The sequence below is a fragment of the Citricoccus muralis genome, from assembly GCF_029637705.1.
In the GTDB taxonomy this organism is placed as follows: Bacteria; Actinomycetota; Actinomycetes; order Actinomycetales; family Micrococcaceae; genus CmP2.
The window spans coordinates 1,476,931-1,494,858 of record NZ_CP121252.1 but is presented as its reverse complement, the minus strand read 5'-3'; the positions used below and the strand labels follow the sequence as shown (position 1 = coordinate 1,494,858).

The 17,928-nt window shown below is 63.7% G+C and carries 16 protein-coding genes and 1 tRNA gene; 9 read left to right on the top strand and 8 right to left on the bottom strand.

Translation table 11 applies throughout. The features are described 5' to 3' along the window. Window positions 1-34: 34 nt before the first annotated feature. Complete coding sequence (locus P8192_RS06835; RefSeq protein WP_278159538.1) at window positions 35-766, bottom strand: zinc ribbon domain-containing protein; 732 nt, start codon at window positions 764-766, stop codon at window positions 35-37. 99 nt (window positions 767-865) lie between these two features. Continuing rightward, window positions 866-1,759 carry a Nif3-like dinuclear metal center hexameric protein gene (locus P8192_RS06830; protein WP_278159537.1) on the bottom strand — a complete coding sequence of 298 codons (894 nt, stop codon included), beginning with the start codon at window positions 1,757-1,759 and terminating at the stop codon, window positions 866-868. A gap of 99 nt (window positions 1,760-1,858) precedes the next feature. Here P8192_RS06830 and msrA point away from each other — a divergent pair, with 99 nt between their 5' ends. The 3 genes from msrA to epsC all read left to right on the top strand — a co-directional run bounded on the left by msrA (window position 1,859) and on the right by epsC (window position 4,138). After that, window positions 1,859-2,413, top strand: a complete 555-nt coding sequence (gene msrA / locus P8192_RS06825; RefSeq protein ID WP_270105423.1) for a peptide-methionine (S)-S-oxide reductase MsrA — start codon at window positions 1,859-1,861, stop codon at window positions 2,411-2,413. Window positions 2,414-2,489: 76 nt separating this feature from the next. Then, window positions 2,490-3,425 carry a cysteine synthase A gene (gene cysK / locus P8192_RS06820; protein WP_278159534.1) on the top strand — a complete coding sequence of 312 codons (936 nt, stop codon included), beginning with the start codon at window positions 2,490-2,492 and terminating at the stop codon, window positions 3,423-3,425. A 125-nt stretch (window positions 3,426-3,550) separates the two neighbouring features. Beyond that, complete coding sequence (gene epsC, locus P8192_RS06815) at window positions 3,551-4,138, top strand: serine O-acetyltransferase EpsC (RefSeq protein WP_278159532.1); 588 nt, start codon at window positions 3,551-3,553, stop codon at window positions 4,136-4,138. Between the two features lie 33 nt (window positions 4,139-4,171). Here the strand turns inward: epsC and gndA are convergent, their stop codons facing one another. From gndA to P8192_RS06800, 3 genes are all read right to left on the bottom strand, one after another. Further along, window positions 4,172-5,650 (bottom strand): NADP-dependent phosphogluconate dehydrogenase, encoded by a 1,479-nt coding sequence (gene gndA, locus P8192_RS06810; protein WP_278159530.1) that lies wholly within the window; start codon window positions 5,648-5,650, stop codon window positions 4,172-4,174. A gap of 126 nt (window positions 5,651-5,776) precedes the next feature. Next, window positions 5,777-6,691: a polyphosphate kinase 2 gene (gene ppk2 / locus P8192_RS06805; RefSeq protein WP_270105427.1), complete on the bottom strand. Its 915-nt coding sequence runs from the start codon at window positions 6,689-6,691 to the stop codon at window positions 5,777-5,779. A 135-nt stretch (window positions 6,692-6,826) separates the two neighbouring features. Further along, entirely contained in the window at window positions 6,827-7,672 is an 846-nt protein-coding gene (locus P8192_RS06800; RefSeq protein ID WP_278159528.1) for a MarR family winged helix-turn-helix transcriptional regulator, read from the bottom strand. Between the two features lie 254 nt (window positions 7,673-7,926). On the opposite strand from P8192_RS06800, the gene P8192_RS06795 reads away from it, so the two are divergent. Then, on the top strand, window positions 7,927-9,876 hold the full coding sequence (locus tag P8192_RS06795) for an FAD-dependent monooxygenase (RefSeq protein WP_278159526.1): 1,950 nt from the start codon (window positions 7,927-7,929) through the stop codon (window positions 9,874-9,876). Window positions 9,877-9,946: 70 nt separating this feature from the next. Here P8192_RS06795 and P8192_RS06790 read toward each other — a convergent pair. The 3 genes from P8192_RS06790 to P8192_RS06780 form a co-directional block, all read right to left on the bottom strand. Further along, a tRNA-Val gene (locus P8192_RS06790) sits at window positions 9,947-10,022 on the bottom strand. A gap of 26 nt (window positions 10,023-10,048) precedes the next feature. Further along, a complete protein-coding gene (locus P8192_RS06785) occupies window positions 10,049-10,555 on the bottom strand; it encodes a redoxin domain-containing protein (RefSeq protein WP_278159524.1) in 507 nt (168 codons plus the stop codon). Beyond that, window positions 10,552-10,995, bottom strand: a complete 444-nt coding sequence (locus P8192_RS06780; RefSeq protein WP_270105497.1) for a DUF3052 domain-containing protein — start codon at window positions 10,993-10,995, stop codon at window positions 10,552-10,554. The genes P8192_RS06785 and P8192_RS06780 overlap by 4 nt, the downstream gene beginning before the upstream one ends. Window positions 10,996-11,282: 287 nt before the next feature. On the opposite strand from P8192_RS06780, the gene aceE reads away from it, so the two are divergent. The 5 genes from aceE (at window position 11,283) to P8192_RS06755 (ending at window position 17,777) form a co-directional block, all read left to right on the top strand. Then, the gene (gene aceE / locus P8192_RS06775; RefSeq protein WP_278159521.1) at window positions 11,283-14,033 is read left to right on the top strand and encodes a pyruvate dehydrogenase (acetyl-transferring), homodimeric type; all 2,751 of its coding nucleotides are present in this window, start codon (window positions 11,283-11,285) and stop codon (window positions 14,031-14,033) included. Window positions 14,034-14,097: 64 nt separating this feature from the next. After that, window positions 14,098-15,294: a PucR family transcriptional regulator gene (locus tag P8192_RS06770; RefSeq protein ID WP_278159520.1), complete on the top strand. Its 1,197-nt coding sequence runs from the start codon at window positions 14,098-14,100 to the stop codon at window positions 15,292-15,294. Between the two features lie 142 nt (window positions 15,295-15,436). After that, window positions 15,437-16,360 carry an ACP S-malonyltransferase gene (locus P8192_RS06765; protein ID WP_278159518.1) on the top strand — a complete coding sequence of 308 codons (924 nt, stop codon included), beginning with the start codon at window positions 15,437-15,439 and terminating at the stop codon, window positions 16,358-16,360. Window positions 16,361-16,406: 46 nt separating this feature from the next. Beyond that, complete coding sequence (locus P8192_RS06760; RefSeq protein ID WP_278159516.1) at window positions 16,407-17,462, top strand: beta-ketoacyl-ACP synthase III; 1,056 nt, start codon at window positions 16,407-16,409, stop codon at window positions 17,460-17,462. A 69-nt stretch (window positions 17,463-17,531) separates the two neighbouring features. Continuing rightward, window positions 17,532-17,777 carry an acyl carrier protein gene (locus P8192_RS06755; RefSeq protein ID WP_270105502.1) on the top strand — a complete coding sequence of 82 codons (246 nt, stop codon included), beginning with the start codon at window positions 17,532-17,534 and terminating at the stop codon, window positions 17,775-17,777. Window positions 17,778-17,928 lie beyond the last annotated feature (151 nt).

Genomic DNA, 17,928 nt, shown 5'->3' with positions numbered 1-17,928 from the left:
GCGGTAGCCTGGCCTTTCACATCGGTGTCGTCGTTCACGGGCGGATCAGCAGCGCGTCGGTTTCGGGGCACCGGGCCACTTCAGTGGGTTCCAGCGCCTGAATGGCTTCGAGCTCAACCGGTGACAGTGCCATACCGGAGGCACCCGAAATGTTGCCTTCCAGCCGTGCAGCACCGATCCCACCGTTACGCTCACGCGCCCGTTCATAGGCAGCTATCAAAGTTTCGGGCAGCAAGGCGGCTAGTTCTGCGCGCTGGGCGAGCAGTGCCTTGCCGCGACCAGCAACCTCCTGCAGTTCTGCTTGGACGTGTTGCTCCCGCGCACTCACGTGGTCGCGGACGGCGGCGAGGCGGGTGCTGGCCGCAGTCAGCGCGTCCTCGGCTGTTTCGGCGTTCTCCATCGCAGCAAGTTGTTGCTCCTCGTGGTCCTGCAATAGCGACTCGAGGGTTTCCAGTTCATGTCCCATGTTCTGCAGTTCCTTGGCGCCACCCTGTCCGGCGTCGAGGCGCGAGCGGGTCTGGTCGCGTCGGGCCTGGGTGCGTTCGACGCGTTCTTCGGCAGTGGCCAGCTCCGTTCGTGCGGTGTCTGCGGCACCGGAGAGTTCGGTTTCTTCGGCCGCGATCGCATTCGCCTGGGTTTTGAGCTCCCGTAATTGCTCGTCCGAGCGCAGGCGCCCCATCTGAGCCCGGGCAGCGTCGGTGTCGGAATCGAGGCGCTGCAGTTCCAGCAGCCGCTGTTGTTCCTCGAGGGTTGCGGTCAATGCCATGGTCTGGTCCTCTCGTCTGCGGGAAATCCGGCAATGTCGGCACGATACTGCGTCGGTGCTGCGGTCGTACTGTCAGCGTCGTCAGGGCCCATAGCGTCCTTAGCGTCCGGGGGTCAAGATGAAGTCCCACGGGTCGGTGTTCACCGAGGACACCGCGCACTCGACGTCGTACCCGCGATCTGCCAACGCCCGCTGGGTGGCCTCGGCGGCCTCGGGAAGCCATAACCATTCGGAGGCGAAATGGGAGACGTCGATCAGATACGGCCGGTCCCCGGTCAGCCCCGCAGCCTCGCGCGCTTCGGAGGCCGGATGGTGTCGTAGGTCCGCGGTGACATACACGTCTGCCTGGGCCGCGCGGACGGCGTCGAAGAGTGAGTCTCCTGCCCCGCCACACACGGCCACGGTCGACACCAGGCCGGTCGGGTCTCCGGCAACGCGGACTCCGCCGGCCACTGAGGGCATCGCAGAGAAGACTGCGGTGGCGAATTCCTGCAGCGTCTGGGCCGCGGGAAGTTCTCCCACGCGCCCGATGCCTTCTTCGTCCAGGCCGGCGCCAGCTCGTTGCAACGGTCGAATATCGCGTAAGTCCAGAATCCGGGCAATCACGTCCGACACCCCACCCACCGCAGAGTCTGCGTTGGTGTGGGCGGTCACCAGGGCGCACCCGGATTCGATCAGCGTGTGAATCAACCGCCCTTTGAATCCGGTGGCTGCCACCGAGTTGACGGGCTTGAGCAGCAGTGGGTGGTGGGTGATCAACAGATCAGCTGCGTGATGCACCGCCTCATCGGCCACCGCTTGCACCGGGTCGACAGCCCAGTGGATGCGCCTGATCCGGGCGTCCGGGCGCCCTGCCACCAGCCCGGTCGCGTCCCACTCTTCACTCAGCGCGGCAGGCCAGAGGTCTTCGAGCACCTCCAGCACCTCGGACAGTCGCGGGGCGCGGGCGTCGTCGGGGCGGTGGATGGTACGCGACGATGATTCGACACTCATAGCTCCCATTCTTACACTTCCCCGCAGCCACATGCGGGGATCTCAACAGGCCCGCTCAGGAATGTTCTGGGCCGGTCCCGACTTGTACAGGGTGTGAACGTGCTGAATCCACACAGTCCCGAGAAAACCACCGTCGAGTTCGATCTTGCCGGCGGATGTTTCTGGTGTCAGGATGCCATCTACCGCACCGTGCGCGGCGTGAGCTTCGTCGAGTCCGGCTATACCGGCGGCTCCTGGCCGAATCCGAACTACGAAGCCGTGTGTACCGGGCAGACAGGCCACGCCGAGGCGGTGCGGGTACGTTTCGACCCGGACATCGTTCCCGCGGAGGTTATTCTCGACATCTTCTTCGCCTCCCACGATCCGACCACCCTGAATCGGCAGGGCTACGACGTCGGCACCCAGTACCGGTCGGCCATGTTCCCGCATGATGACGCACAGGCCCAGCTCTTCCATGACGCCATCGAGCGCGCCCAGCAACTCTGGAATGACCCCATCGTCACCACGATCGAACAACCCGATATCTGGTACCCGGCCGAGGACATCCACCAGGACTTTTACCGGAAACGTCCCGACGTCGGCTATTGCCAGGTCATCATCAATCCGAAACTCGCCCGAGTGCGGCAACATTACTCAGCGTGGCTGGAAACATGACGTTTTCGCACACCACCGCCTAAATTGGAATCCTGGAAGCTTTGTGCCCCAACCCTCTTGTGAAAGGACCTCATTCATGGCCTCTCTGCTCAACAACATCACCGAAGCGGTCGGCAACACCCCGCTCGTCCGCCTGAACCGCGTGGGCCAGGATCTGCCCGGAAACATCGCGGTCAAGGTGGAGTTCTACAACCCGGCCAACTCGGTGAAGGACCGCATTGGTGTGGCGATCGTCGACGCCGCCGAGAAGTCCGGTCAGCTCAAGCCCGGCGGCACCATCGTGGAGGGCACATCCGGTAACACCGGTATCGCCCTGGCCATGGTGGGCGCGGCCCGCGGCTATCGCGTGGTGCTGACCATGCCCGAGACCATGTCGAATGAGCGCCGGGTCATGCTGCGCGCCTATGGTGCCGAGATTGTCCTGACCCCGGGTGCCGATGGCATGCGTGGCGCCGTCGAGAAGGCGCAGCAGATCGTGGCCGAGTCCGACAACGCGATCTGGGCTCAGCAATTCGCCAACGAGGCCAACGTCGCCGCCCACTACGACACCACCGGCCCCGAAATCTGGGACGCCACCGACGGCGCTGTGGACATTCTCGTGTCCGGCATCGGCACCGGAGGCACCATCACCGGCGCCGGCCGCTACCTGAAAGAGCAGAAGCCCGAGGTCACCGCGGTGGCCGTGGAGCCTGCTGACTCCCCCATCCTCTCCGGTGGCAACCCCGGCCCTCACAAGATCCAGGGCATCGGCGCCAACTTCGTGCCCGAGGTCCTCGACACCGAGGTCTACTCCGAGGTGTACACCGCAACCCTCGATGAGTCCGTGGCCGCGGCCCGCGATCTGGGCGTGAAGGAAGGCATCCTCGGCGGAATCTCCACCGGTGCGATCATCGCCGCCGCTCTGGACCAGGCCAGCCGCGAGGAAAACCGCGACAAGCTGATCGTCGCCATCGTCCCCGACTTCGGTGAGCGCTATATCTCCACCGTGCTGTACGAAGACATCCGCGGCTGACCGCGGTTCCACACCTGGAATACTGATATCGTGCCCGCTGTTGCACCACAACAGCGGGCACGTTCGCGTACCACCTCAACGGACGCGCTCACATCACCTCATCTGCAGGCAGGCGAAAGGCAAGCATGGGCATCTTCTCGCGCATGAAGGAAGACATCTCAGCGGTGCGCGGGCACGATCCGGCCGCACGCGGCAATATGGAAGTAGCGCTCGTCTACTCCGGTCTGCACGCGGTGTGGATGCACCGGGTGTCCCATCGCCTCTGGCAAAACGAGAAACTGCGCACTCCGGCGCGGGTGCTCTCCCAGATTTCCCGGTCTTTGACCGGCATTGAGATTCACCCCGGCGCCACGATTGGCCGCCGGTTCGTGATCGACCATGGCATGGGCGTGGTCATCGGTGAAACCGCCGAGATCGGCGACGACGTGATGATCTACCACGGAGTCACCCTGGGCGGTCAGTCCCTGGAGAAGGTCAAGCGCCACCCCACCCTGCGCGACGGCGTAGTGGTGGGTGCCGGGGCGAAGATCCTCGGCCCCGTCGACATCGGCGCTGGCACCGCGGTGGGCGCCAACGCCGTCGTCGTCAAGGACACCCCGTCTGACTCGATCGCCACCGGTGTGCCGGCGACCTTCCGGGCCCGGCGGGGCAAGGAGGAAAAGAAGCCTGCCGTGGACCCTGCCGAGTACGTTGACCCGGCGATGTGGATCTAAGGAGATCTGCGCGGGTTTGACCCGGTCTGAGGCTTAGGCCTCAACTTCGGTCCGGTCCCCCGACCACAGCGTGTGGAAGGTGCCTTCGCGGTCAACGCGGCGATAAGTGTGGGCGCCGAAGTAGTCACGTAGCCCCTGGGTAAGTGCAGCGGGCAGGCGCTCCTGTCGCAGCCCGTCGTAGTAGCTCAGAGCCGATGAGAACACCGGAATCGGCACGCCCGCGGCCGAAGCTACGCTCACCACACGTCGCCATGCAGGAACGGCTGCACCGATTGCCTCAGCGAAGAACGGCGCGAACAGCAGGTTCGCGGGCTGATCGGCTGACGTGGTGCCGGGTTCCGGGTGGCGGGTGGTGTCACGCCCACCGAAGGCACGCATAATGTCATCCAGCAGGTCCGCCCGAATGATGCAGCCATCACGCCACACCGAAGCGATCGTGCCAATGTCCAACGGCCAGCCGTATTCAGACGCCGCGGCACGCAGCATGTCCAGGCCCTGAGCGTAGGACACCAGCTTCGAGGCATACAGGGCCAGTCGGACGTCTTCTACGAAAGCCCCAACGTCAGCAATCTGGACGTTTTCGGTGCCGGACACCAGCACAGAGGAAGCCGCATCACGGACCGCGCGCTGCGAGCTCAGCGAACGGGCGAACACCGATTCCGCAATCGCACCGATGGGTGAGCCCACATCCAACCCGGAAATAGCCGTCCAACGACCTGTGCCCTTCTGGCCCGCCTCGTCAACGATCACATCCACGAGCGGCTGACCGGTGGCGGCATCAACCTGTTCCAGCACCTCGGCGGTAATCTCGATCAGGTAGCTGGCCAGTTCAGTCTCGTTCCAGGCGCGGAACACCCCGGCCTGTTCTCGTGGCTCCAGACCACCGACCTGGCGCAACAGGTCGTAGGCCTCGCCGATGACCTGCATGTCGGCGTATTCGATGCCGTTGTGCACCATCTTGACGTAGTGGCCAGCACCGTCGGGGCCGATCCACGCGCAGCAGGGCTCACCCTCAAAATCAGCGGAGATGGATTCCAGCAGCGGGCCGAGTGCCACATAGGATTCCCGCGAACCGCCGGGCATGATGGCCGGACCGTTCAGGGCGCCCTCCTCGCCGCCAGACACGCCGACGCCCACGAAATGCAATCCCTTTTCAGCCAGGGCGGCCTCACGACGGCGCGTGTCCTCGTAGTGAGAGTTACCGGCGTCGATAATGATGTCCCCGTCGTCGAGGAGATCGACCAGCTGATCAATGACGGCGTCCACGGGGGCACCGGCCTTGACCATGATGAGCACGCGGCGCGGGGCCTTGAGGCTATCGACCAGTTCCTTCAGCGACTCGGTGGCAACGAACTCGCCGTCATCACCGTGGGCACTCATAAGATCATGAGTTTTCTGCGCGGTGCGATTATGGAGAGCGACGGTGTATCCGTTGCGTGCGAAGTTCCGGGCGAGATTCGCGCCCATCACGGCGAGTCCGGTCACACCGATGTCTGCTTGAGCACCGCTCATGTTCACTCCTTCGATGAAGACGATCGTCTTCTCTGGGTATCGTTCTGCTGCACTCCAGATTACGCACCCGCGCCCGGTTTGGCACGCCGCCCCACGGTGCGAGGACACACCTCACACCAACGCGAATCAGTCGCCGACGGCCTCGCGACCGCGCCGCACAATCAACGGATCCGGAGTACCCACGACGTCGTGGTCCTTGCCCTCGTAGTCGTACTGGCTCAGGAAGTAGCGCATCGCGTTGAGCCGGGCACGCTTCTTGTCATTGGACTTGATGGTGATCCAGGGCGCGTGGTCCGTGTCCGTGTGCAAGAACATCGCCTCTTTGGCGTCCGTGTAGTCTTCCCAGCGGTCCAGGGACTCGAGGTCCATGGGAGACAGCTTCCACTGGCGCACCGGATCCAGCTGACGGATAGCGAAGCGGGTGCGCTGCTCCGTCTGGGTGACCGAAAACCAGAATTTAGTGAGGTGGATACCATCGTCGACCAACATCTTCTCGAAGAGCGGGGTCTGCTCCATGAATGAGTGGTACTGATCGTCGGTGCAGAATCCCATCACGCGCTCCACGCCGGCACGGTTGTACCAGGAACGGTCGAAGAGCACGATCTCGCCTTCTGTGGGGAAATGATCAATGTAGCGCTGGTAATACCATTCACCGCGCTCGCGTTCATTGGGTTTATTGAGTGCCACGGTGCGGGCGGTGCGCGGGTTGAGGTGCTCAGTGAACCGCTTGATAGTGCCGCCCTTACCAGCAGCGTCGCGGCCCTCGAACACTAGGATCAGCCGTTGGCCGGTGTCCTCGCCCCAGTACTGCAGCTTGAGCAGCTCGATCTGGAGCTTGTACTTTTCCAGCTCGTACTCTTCCCGTGTCAGGCGCGTCTCGTAGGGGTAATCCTCTTGCCAAGTCTCGACCGCTTTGCCCTGAGGATCGATCAGATCCGGGTCCGGGGTGTGACCATCGGCAATGGTATATCCGCCTTCGCGCATCTTGTCGATGAACTCGCGAAGATTTTCGCGCGGGGAATCCGGACTCAGCAGCTTCATGGGTCTCCTTCACGACAAGCGGGTGCCTCGATGACACCACCCACTATTGTCTCCTACAAATAGACAGCGGGGACAGCATGCGTCAACGCTTCGGTGGACAACGGGGAGACAGCTGGTGAACGATCCCCGCGCTATCTAACCGTCACCCTCCGTGACGAGCCGCGCCAACAGCGCGATCACCCGGTGGTGATCCTCTTCATTCAGAGGCGTGAGCAGCTCACGCTGCAGCACCTCCACCGCGGGAGTCAGCTCCCCGAGCAGTGCGCGCCCCTCATCGCTCAGCCCGATCATCCTTTGCCGCTTATCGCGGCCTTCCTGGCGTTCCACCAGGCCGCGACGCGCCAGGCGTTGAATCACCGACGACGCGGTCGAGCGATCCACCCCGGCACGTACTGCCAAATCTGACTGCTTGGTCGGCTCCCCTGTTTCCAGACTAGTCAAGACGGCGAACTGCACCGAGGTGGTGTCAGTCGAGACGAGCTGACCCCACAGCCGTGAATGCCGTTGCTGGGCTAGGCGTAATACTTGCCCAGGCCGCCCCGGCGCCTCGGCCGCATCTTGAGTGTCACCGAGCGCGAACCAGCGGGGCATCGCCCAATCCAGATCCGCCGACGCGAGTGGTGAACACAAGCGTTCCTGCACCTGACGCACGGCAGGCTGAACGACCCGCACGACGACCGCAGCAGGCGGGCGGGGCTCAATCACCCGTCGCCGGGAATCCAGCGGATGCGGCACCCGTTGCAACCAGCCCTGCGCCTCAAGTCGGCGCATCATTTCGGCGCCGGTCGAGACGTCTAGTCCGGCACGGCCGGCCACGCTGCCCTGATCCCTAATACCCCAGTCGTCTGCCCAGTGGACCACAGCCTCCAGCACTGCGAACTGTGAGGAGGTCAGGTCCGGGTCCACGATCTCAGCCCAGAGTTCCGCGTGACGCTGCTGCGCCCGGCGCAACAGGTGCCCTACCGCACGACTCAGATCCATCGGCTCCGCCTTCCCCACTCTTTCCTTACACTTTCCTTGCATTTGCCTTCACTTCGCGCCGGACGTGACGAGATTCTCACCCCCACTGGACGCAGTTGCACCTGAAAGAACAACGTATACCAATGAACCCCATATGACCGACACCTGGCGTGACAATGGAGGAATTAAAACGACTCGCACCAACCGATCAGTGGCGTGAGTCACTATCACGGCGTACACTGAACCTTAGTTAGAACGCATACAGAAGGTTATTGATGCAGTACCATCTCGACGGATACACCTACGGCGATCCTGCCATTGCCGCTCCTGCCCCGGGCCACACCGATCAGCAAGGTCCACTGCCCGATCAGGTTGATGTGCTCATCGTTGGGACCGGACCGGCCGGAGCTGTCCTGGCCGCGCAGCTCTCCCATTTCCCTGAAATCATCACGCGCGTGGTCGAACGACGCCAGTCTGCCTTGCAGCGCGGGCACGCCGACGGCGTGGCTTGCCGTACCGTGGAGATGTTCAACGCATTCGGACTCGCCTCACGACTGCTCGATGAGGCCTACTGGGTCAACGAGACCACATTCTGGGCTCCGAGCGCGCAGAACGGCACCGAAATAGAACGCACAGACACGATTCAAGATGTCGCCGATGGGCTCAGCGAGTTCCCGCATGTCATCGTCAACCAGGCACGCATGCAGGAGCTGCTTTTCGACCACGCGGCCCGCTCCCCCTCCCGCCTGCAAGTGGACTACGGATACCACTACCTCTCACAGACCACCGATCGGGACCAGGACTATCCCGTCGAAGTCACGCTCGCGGAAACCGACGAGGACAACCGGCCCACCGGCACCACGCGCACCCTTCGCGCCCGCTACGTGGTCGGCTGCGATGGCGCCCGCTCCGCGGTCCGCGAGTCCATTGGCCGCGCGCTTCAGGGGGACGCACAAAATCACGCCTGGGGTGTGTTGGACGTGCTGGTGGACACCGATTTCCCGGATATCCGCAAGAAGTCGGTGATCCGCTCCGAACAGGGATCAATCATCATCATTCCCCGCGAGGGTGGTCACCTGGTCCGCTTCTACGTTGATCTGGGCACCGTTGACCCCGCCGATTCCGAGTTCCGTACTCGGACGCAGGTCGACGACGTCATCGCTGTGGCCAACCGCATCATGACCCCCTTCACGGTGTCAGTGGCACACGTGGCCTGGTGGAGTGTCTATGAAGTCGGCCAGCGTCTGGCGGATGGTTTCGACGACGTCGACGGACGGAGCGACGATGCTCCGCGGATCTTCATCGCCGGCGACGCCTGCCACACGCACTCAGCCAAAGCCGGTCAAGGGATGAACGTCTCCATGCAGGACACCTTCAATTTGGGTTGGAAGCTCGCCGCAGTACTGCAGGGACGGGCACCCGGGTCCCTGCTCCACACCTATTCACAGGAACGCCAGGTCACCGCCGCCGAACTCATCGACTACGACACGCGCTGGTCAAAGATGGTCGGTTCTCGTTCCGCCGACACTACCTCCGACGACGCCGTCTCAGCCTCCGATGTCCAGCGCCAGTTCGTGGAGGGCGGCACCTTCACCGCCGGCTTCGCCACCGAGTATCAACCGTCGCTGCTCACCGGGTCCTCGGAGCACCAGCACCTGGCGCCCGGGTACCCGGTCGGCAAGCGTTTCCATTCCGCCCCGGTGATCCGGGTTGAGGATGCCCGTCCGCTGCAGCTAGGCCACACCCACGACGCCGACGGTCGTTTCCGAATCTATCTTTTCGCCGACCGGAATGGGCTCGCCCCCGATTCGGCCGCCCGCAACTGGTGCGAGCGTTTTGACACCGACCCTGTATCCGCACTGAACCAATTCACTCCAGCCGACGCCGAACGCGACGCCGTCTTCGATGTCCGCGCCATCGTTCAGCAGAAGCACCTCGAGGTCGATCCGACCTCGTTCCCCGAGCTGTTGCGTCCGCGCAAGGGTCCTTTCCAGGTGGTGGACCACGAGAAGGTGTTCTCGGCCGAGGTCACCAACGGGTTCTTGCTCGGCTCGATTCCGGGACTGTCCGCCACCGAAGACATCTATTCACTGCGCGGCATCGACCGTGATGCCGGTGCCGTCGTCGTGGTGCGTCCGGACCAATACGTCGCCCAGGTGCTGCCCCTGGATGACTACGCAACGCTCGACGCCTACTTCTCAGGGTTCCTGCTCGAGCAGGCCTGAACCTTCCGAAACAAATAGAAAACCGCGGGGTACCGTGCCTAGAGACTGGCACGGTACCCCGCGGTGTTCGTGGTGGGTCCTACCGGGATCGAACCGATGACCTACTCGGTGTAAACGAGTTGCTCTACCAGCTGAGCTAAAGACCCATGTCGCCGTGGCGACCCCAGCTATCTTACCCGACGTCGGGACGTTTTGCTGACACCATCGCGTCGACGTGTTGTTCAACCGTACGCGGGCGAGAGGGTTCTCCCACCACACGGGCCATTTCGACGCCATCTGTGGTGATCAACACGCTGGTACGGCAAGGCCGACCGGTCTCGGAATCGAAACAGCCCAGTCGCTGTGCCGCTGCGCCGTGCGGCCAGAAATCCGAGAGCAACGGGGTGGTGATCTGGTGCTCGTCGGCGACGGCCCGCAACACGGGGGCGGCGTCCGGGGCGATCACCCGCACGCCGATGCGCTCGGGAAAGCACAGTTGCGCCAGCTGATCGATCCACCGCAACTCGACGGTGCACACTGGGGTGAACGCCCCGGGGAGAAAGACCAGCCAGACCCCGTTCAGAGATCCTGCCTCAGCTTCGGCCGCCGCACCTTCCGGCGCTACCACCGGCGGCCAGGCCCACGGTTGACCGAATTGGTCACGCAACCGCGGTTCGGTGGGTGCGGGGACCTCGGTCACCGCTTGGTGCGGGTTTCCAGGCGTGTGGCCTGCCAGTCCTGGCTTACCCCGGCCGTGGTGGTGGGATTGAAACCTGCAGTACCGGCGGCCTCGGTGATGTCTGCTTGGTTGACGTGCCCGGGCTGAGAATTGCGCGGGGTGAGCAACCACACGGGGCCGCCGTCAAGCGAACGCTGGGAATCCACCAAGGCATCCGTCAACTCAGTGACATCACCGTCGTCGGAACGCCACCACAGGATGACGGCGTCCACCGGCTCTTGGTCCTCTTCGGTAAGCAGCTCTTCGCCCAGAGCATCTTCCAGTGCGTCGCGGAAATCGTAGTCGACGTCGGAATCGTAGCCGAGTTCCTGCACGAGGTCTCCGCTGGACAGTCCCAGCTTCGCCGCCACACCCTCATCGGGAGATTCCTGGGCGGACTGGGCGGACTCTGTCTGGTTCACAACGCTCCTTCTAGATCTTGAAGCGCCCTGAAAACTGGCCCCAGGACGCACTGCGATACCGGTGTGTCTCTACCATAATGGCACTGGTGCGCCTTGTGGTGCACTTCACCGATTTAGTCCACTGCTTTCCGTGACATTAACGTCATATGTTTTCCACCGGCGCCGACGCGGTAGTCTCGAGATGGAAACACCCCATTGTGGTGTGTGGTGGCGTGCCAGGAAAATCCCCCGCGCCGCCGTGACACCCCGATCCGATGCGGACATCAACCGCCGATAGAGAGGTCACCGTGAGCGCTGCCGAAGAGAGCTCCCAGATTCTGAGTGGTCTGACGAACCAGCTTCCCGACAAGGATCCTCAGGAGACTGGTGAGTGGATCGAGTCCTTCGATGGACTCATCGACGCCCGCGGCACCGAGCGTGCCGAATACATCATGCGCCAACTGCTCCAGCGGGCCGGCACGAAGTCTGTAGCCGTCCCGATGGTCACCACCACTGACTATGTGAATACCATTCCCGCCGATCAGGAAACCGAGTACCCCGGTGACGAGGAACTCGAGCGCCGCTACCGCAACTACCTGCGGTGGAACGCTGCCATGATGGTCCAGCGCGCCCAGCGTGACGGTGTCGGCGTCGGCGGCCACATCTCCTCCTACGCCGGTCAGGCCACCCTCTACGAAGTGGGCCTCAACCACTTCTTCCGCGGCCAGGATCACCCCGGGGGCGGCGACCAGATTTTCTTCCAGGGCCACTCTTCACCCGGCAACTACGCCCGTGCCTTCCTCGAAGGTCGCCTCTCCGAAGACGAGCTCGACGGATTCCGCCAGGAGAAGTCGAAGGGCGACAACGGCCTGCCCTCCTACCCGCACCCCCGTATGATGACGGACTTCTGGCAGTTCCCCACCGTCTCCATGGGTCTGGGCCCGCTCAACGCCATCCACCAGGCGCAGTTCAACCGCTACCTGCACAACCGCGGCATCAAGGACACCTCCGACCAGCACGTGTGGGCGTTCCTTGGCGACGGCGAAATGGATGAGCCCGAATCGCGTGGCGCCTTGCACATCGCCGCCAATGACAAGCTCGACAACCTGACCTTCGTGATCAACTGCAACCTGCAGCGACTCGACGGCCCGGTGCGCGGTAACGGCAAGATCATCCAGGAGCTGGAGGCCTACTTCCGTGGCGCCGGCTGGAACGTCATCAAGGTGCTGTGGGGCCGCGAATGGGACGCGCTGCTGGACCAGGACAACGAGGGCGAGCTCGTGCGCATCATGAACGAGACCCTCGACGGCGACTACCAGACCTACAAGGCAGAGTCCGGTGGCTTCGTCCGCGAGCACTTCTTCGGTCGTTCCTCCGTCACCAAGGAAATGGTCTCCGACATGTCGGACGACGATATCTGGGGCCTGAAGCGCGGCGGTCACGACTACAAGAAGGTCTACGCCGCTTATAAGGCAGCCACCGAATACAAGGGCAAGCCCACCGTGATTCTGGCGCAGACCGTTAAGGGTTACGGTCTCGGCAAGTCCTTCGAAGGTAAGAACGCTACCCACCAGATGAAGAAGCTGTCGATCGAGGACATTAAGGTGTTCCGCGATCGTCACCGTATTCCGATCACCGATGAGCAGATCGAAGCGGATCCGTACAACGTACCGTACTACCACCCGGGCCCCGACGCCCCGGAGATCAAGTACATGATGGAGCGCCGCGGCGAGCTCGGCGGATTCCTCCCCGAGCGCCGGGAGACTTTCGATCACCTCCCGTTGCCGGACGAGAACGCCTACAAGCAGGCGCGCAAGGGTTCGGGCAAGCAGCAGGCCGCTACGACCATGGCCTTCGTCCGGTTGCTCAAGGACCTGATGCGGGACAAGAACATCGGCAAGCGCATCGTGCCCATCATCCCGGATGAGGCCCGCACCTTCGGCATGGACTCGTTCTTCCCGACGGCGAAGATCTACAACCCGAAGGGGCAGAACTACCTGGCCGTGGACCGCGACCTGTTCCTCTCCTACAAGGAGTCGCCGCAGGGTCAGCTCTACCACGTGGGCATCAACGAGGCCGGAGCCACCGCAGCGCTGACCGCGGTCGGCTCGTCCTACGCTACGCACGGCGAGATGATGATCCCGGTCTACATCTTCTACTCGATGTTCGGCTTCCAGCGCACCGGTGACGGCTTCTGGGCCGCCGCCGACCAGCTGGCCCGTGGCTTCGTCATCGGTGCCACCGCCGGTCGCACCACCCTGGCCGGCGAAGGCACCCAGCACATGGACGGCCACTCGCCCGTGTTGGCCGGCACCAACCCCGCCGTGAAGCACTACGATCCCGCTTTCTCTTACGAGATCGCTCACATCATGCGCCACGGTCTGCAGGAGATGTACGGCAAGCAGGAGGACGGAACCTCCGGCAAGGACGTGCTCTACTACCTCACCGTTTACAACGAGCCCATCATCCACCCAGATGAGCCGGAGAACCTCGACGTCGACGGACTTCTCAACGGCCTGTACCGGTACTCCGCCTCCGATCAGGAAGGCCCCAAGGTCCAGCTCATGGGGTCCGGCGTCTCTCTTCCGTGGGTCATCGAGGCCGCCGAGATCCTCGCCGAGGACTGGAACGTCTCCGCTGACGTCTGGTCGGCCACGAGCTGGAACGAGCTCCGCCGTGAAGCCGTAGCCGCTGAGCGCGAGGCCTTCATGCACCCGGACCGTGAGAAGCGGGTTCCGTTCGTGACCCGCCAGTTGGCCGACGCCGAGGGCCCGATCGTGGCCACCACCGACTACGCCACGCTCCTCCCCGACCAGATTCGTCCCTACGTGCCCAACCGGTTCGCCACCCTGGGTGCCGACGAGTTCGGCTTCTCCGACACGCGCGCTGCAGCACGCCGGTACTTCGGCATCGACTCCCACTCCGTGGTGGTTCGTGCGCTGCAGCTGCTCGAGGATGAAGGCACCATCGAGGCCGGAACCGCCGCCAAGGCGTTCCAGCAGTACCGCATCGACGACGTCAACGCGGGAACCTCCGGAACCGCTGGCGGAGACGCCTGATCCTTCAGCGACACAGGGCCGGGGTGCGCAGTGCGCACCCCGGCCTCTGCTTTATGCTCAACACATGCCCGAGTCACGTTCGCCAGCCGCCCCGCGCCCTCTGTCACCGGAGGCGCTGAGCAGACTAACGGCGAATTTGGGCTCGCTGAAGACCGCCACCATGCAGCGACTCGATGGCACGCTGCCCTGGTACCGTTCCCTGCCCGCCGATCAGCGGTCCGCACTCAGCGACATCGCACAACAGGGATTGCAATCCTTCGTGGAATGGCTGGCGAACCCCACGCCCATCAACATGAACATGGTGCTCTCCCGGGTCTTCGGTGAGGCACCTTCCGAGCTGTCTCGTTACGTCTCACTGCACCGAGCCCTGCAGTTGATGCGCACCGTGCTCGACGTCGTGGAAACCCAAGCCCCCGCGCTGGTCCATGAACGCGATCGCGGCACCGTGCGCGAGGCAGTCCTGTTCTACTCCCGCGAGATCGCCTTCGCGCTGGCCGAAGTTTACGCCCGTGCCGCAGAAACCCGCGGCGCGTGGGACTCTCGGTTGGAAGCCCTGTTGCTGGACACCGTCCTACGCGGTGAGGACCCCGACGAGATTCGTTCCCGAGCCGCCGCCGTCGGATGGAAGAATACCTGGGGACACCTCGTCATCGCCGGTCCCACCCCAGATGAGGACCAGCCCACCCTGCTCGCGTCCATCCGGCGCGTGGCCACCCGCGGCCGCTACCAAGTGCTCATCGGTGTGCACTCCGAACGGCTCGTGCTCGTCGTCGGTTCCGTGACCGATGCAGCCGAGACCGCCGAACGTTTCATCCGCTGCTTCGCGCCCGGTCCCGTAGTCTATGGCTCCGTGGTTCCTGACCTGGTCGATGCCCACTCCTCCGCCAAGGAAACCCTGGCTGGCCTTGCTGCCGCCCCCGCCTGGCCGCGCACGCCACGGCCCGTGCCTGCCTCGGATTTGCTGCCCGAACGTGCGCTGCGCGGAGATCCCACCGCCGTGCAGGCGCTGTGCACCGGCGTGTACCAGCCGCTGCTCGATGCCGGAAACTCGCTCTTGGAGACCGTCGACACCTATTGCGATCTGGGCCATTCGCTGGAAGGCACGGCCCGGGAGATGTTCATCCACGCCAACACGGTCCGCTATCGGTTGCGTCGGGTTGCGGAGCTCACCGGCTGGGATCCGCTCGCGCCTCGTGATGCCTATGTCCTACAAATCGCGCTGACAGTCGGTAGACTGCAGGAGGACGATGCTTCGGCATAAACATGCCGAATACAGGACATTGTTGTCAGCGCGTGACCTTTCGGCGCTGCACCACGTTTGTAGAAACCCTACAATCTAGAGTGCGCAGGTTGGTGTCTCCGCCTGACGAACAGCGACGCCGGATTTTGGGAGAGTAAGAAGCATGCTTGCGATTGTGTGCCCGGGACAGGGATCTCAGACCCCAGGAATGCTCGCCCCGTGGTTAGACCTCGAGGGCGCAGCGGACAGCCTGACGGCGTGGTCCGACGCCACCGGCATCGATCTGGTCACCCACGGCACCGAATCCGACGCAGACACCATCAAGGACACCGCCGTTGCGCAGCCCCTGATCGTGGCGGCCGGTTTGCTCTCCGCCCAGGCCCTGAATCTAGACCAACTGGACCCGGCTCGCTGGATCACCGCCGGCCACTCTGTCGGCGAAATCACAGCTACCGCCCTGGCCGGGGTGCTCAGCCCCGCCGCCGCCCTGGACTTCGTCCGGGTCCGAGCCACCGGGATGGCCTCCGCCGCTGCAGCAGCCGAAACCGGCATGGCAGCCGTGCTCGGTGGCGACGCTGACGAAGTACAAGCGAAGCTCGACTCCTTGGGGCTCACCCCCGCCAACATCAACGGAGGCGGCCAGGTGGTGGCTGCAGGCTCCCTCGAACGCCTCAACGAACTCGCTGCAGATCCGCCCGCCAAGGCCCGCGTCATCCTGCTTAAGGTGGCAGGTGCCTTCCACACCGACTACATGGCCCCTGCGGTAGATGCGCTACGGACCACGGCTTCGGCTCTGCAGCCCCAAAACCCCCACGTGACCTTATTGTCCAACCGTGATGGGGCCATCGTTACCGATGGCACCGATGCCCTCGAGCGGCTGGTTTCGCAGGTGACTTCCCCGGTGCGTTGGGATCTCTGCATGCAATCACTCACCGAGGCCAACGTCACCGGCATTCTGGAGCTGCTGCCTGGAGGCACCCTGAAGGGACTCGCCAAGCGGGCAATGCGCGGGGTTCCTTCCGTGGCCATCACTTCACCCGAAGATCTCGGCACTGCCCGCGAGTTCATCGCCGAGCACACCAGCTGACGCCACCGGCGCCCACATCACCGCACCATCGATTAGAGGACACACATTGAGCACAGTCACGTTGAACCAGTCGGAACCCGTCGCAGGGAGCCGCATCATCAGCGTCGGCGCCGGGCGCCCAGACCGGCTGGTCCCCAACGATGAGCTCGTCGCTGCCATCGATTCTTCCGATGAGTGGATCCGCCAGCGCACCGGGATCGTCACCCGTCAGCGCGCCGACACCGACACGTCCCTGATCGATCTCGCGGTGACGGCCGGTCGACAGGCGTTGGAACGCGCCGGCCTGAGCGCTTCCGACCTCGGCGCGGTGCTCGTCTCCACCGTGACGTTTCCGTTCGCCACCCCCTCCGCGGCAGCTAAGGTCGCCCACCTATTGGGCGCCTCCCCCGCTCCGGCATACGACATCTCCGCCGCCTGCGCCGGCTATTGCTACGGCGTGGCCCAGGCCGATGCCCTGGTGCGTTCCGGTGTGGCCCGTTACGTGCTGGTGATCGGCGCCGAGAAGCTCTCCGACGTGGTCGACCCCACCGATCGCAGCATCTCGTTCTTACTGGGTGACGGCGCCGGCGCCGTCGTCGTGGGCCCCGCCGATGAGCCCGGTATCGGCCGCTCGGTCTGGGGTTCGGAGGGTGAACGCTGGGACACCATCTCCATGACGCGTTCCCAGCTGGATATGCGCGATGCCCTGGAACAGGCACGCACCTCCGGTGACACTTCCGCTCTAGTGGACCCCGAAAACAAGCTGTGGCCCACCCTGCGTCAGGATGGCCCAAGCGTCTTCCGCTGGGCCGTCTGGTCCATGGCCAAAGTCGCACAGCAAGCTCTCGACGCCGCCGGGGTCACTTCCGAGGACCTCAGCGCGTTCATCCCGCATCAGGCAAACATGCGCATCATCGACGAATTTTCCAAGCAGCTGAAGCTGCCCGAAAACGTCGTGATCGCTCGAGACATTGCCGATGCGGGCAATACTTCTGCAGCATCCATCCCGCTGGCCATGCACCGGTTGCTCGAAGAGCACCCGGAACTCTCCGGCACCCTGGCACTGCAGATTGGTTTTGGCGCCGGGCTGGTCTACGGCGCCCAGGTGGTACGGCTCCCTTGAGCCGGCCTCTGCAACAGACCCGGGAAACCTCCCGAACACCCCATATCGACACCATCGAAGGAGCCACACATGGCAAGCAAGGAAGAAATCCTCTCCGGCCTGGCCGAGATCGTCAATGAAGAGACCGGACTGGAGACCGCTGAGATCCAGACCGAGAAGTCCTTCACCGAGGACCTGGACATCGACTCGATCTCGATGATGACCATCGTCGTCAACGCCGAAGAGCGCTTCGACGTTAAGATCCCGGATGAGGAAGTCAAGAACCTCAAGACCGTGGGCGACGCCGTCGACTACATCTCCAACGCACAGGCCTGATACGGCCTCCCTCGCCTTCGGGCGACGGTGAATCGATCCCATCGTGGTGCCGCCTGCGTCACCCGTACGCGGCACCACGGGGCCTGATTCGTTCCACCTTGACCACCGCTCCCGCTCTGATCCGGAGCACCACGCAGGATTGAAGGCAGAT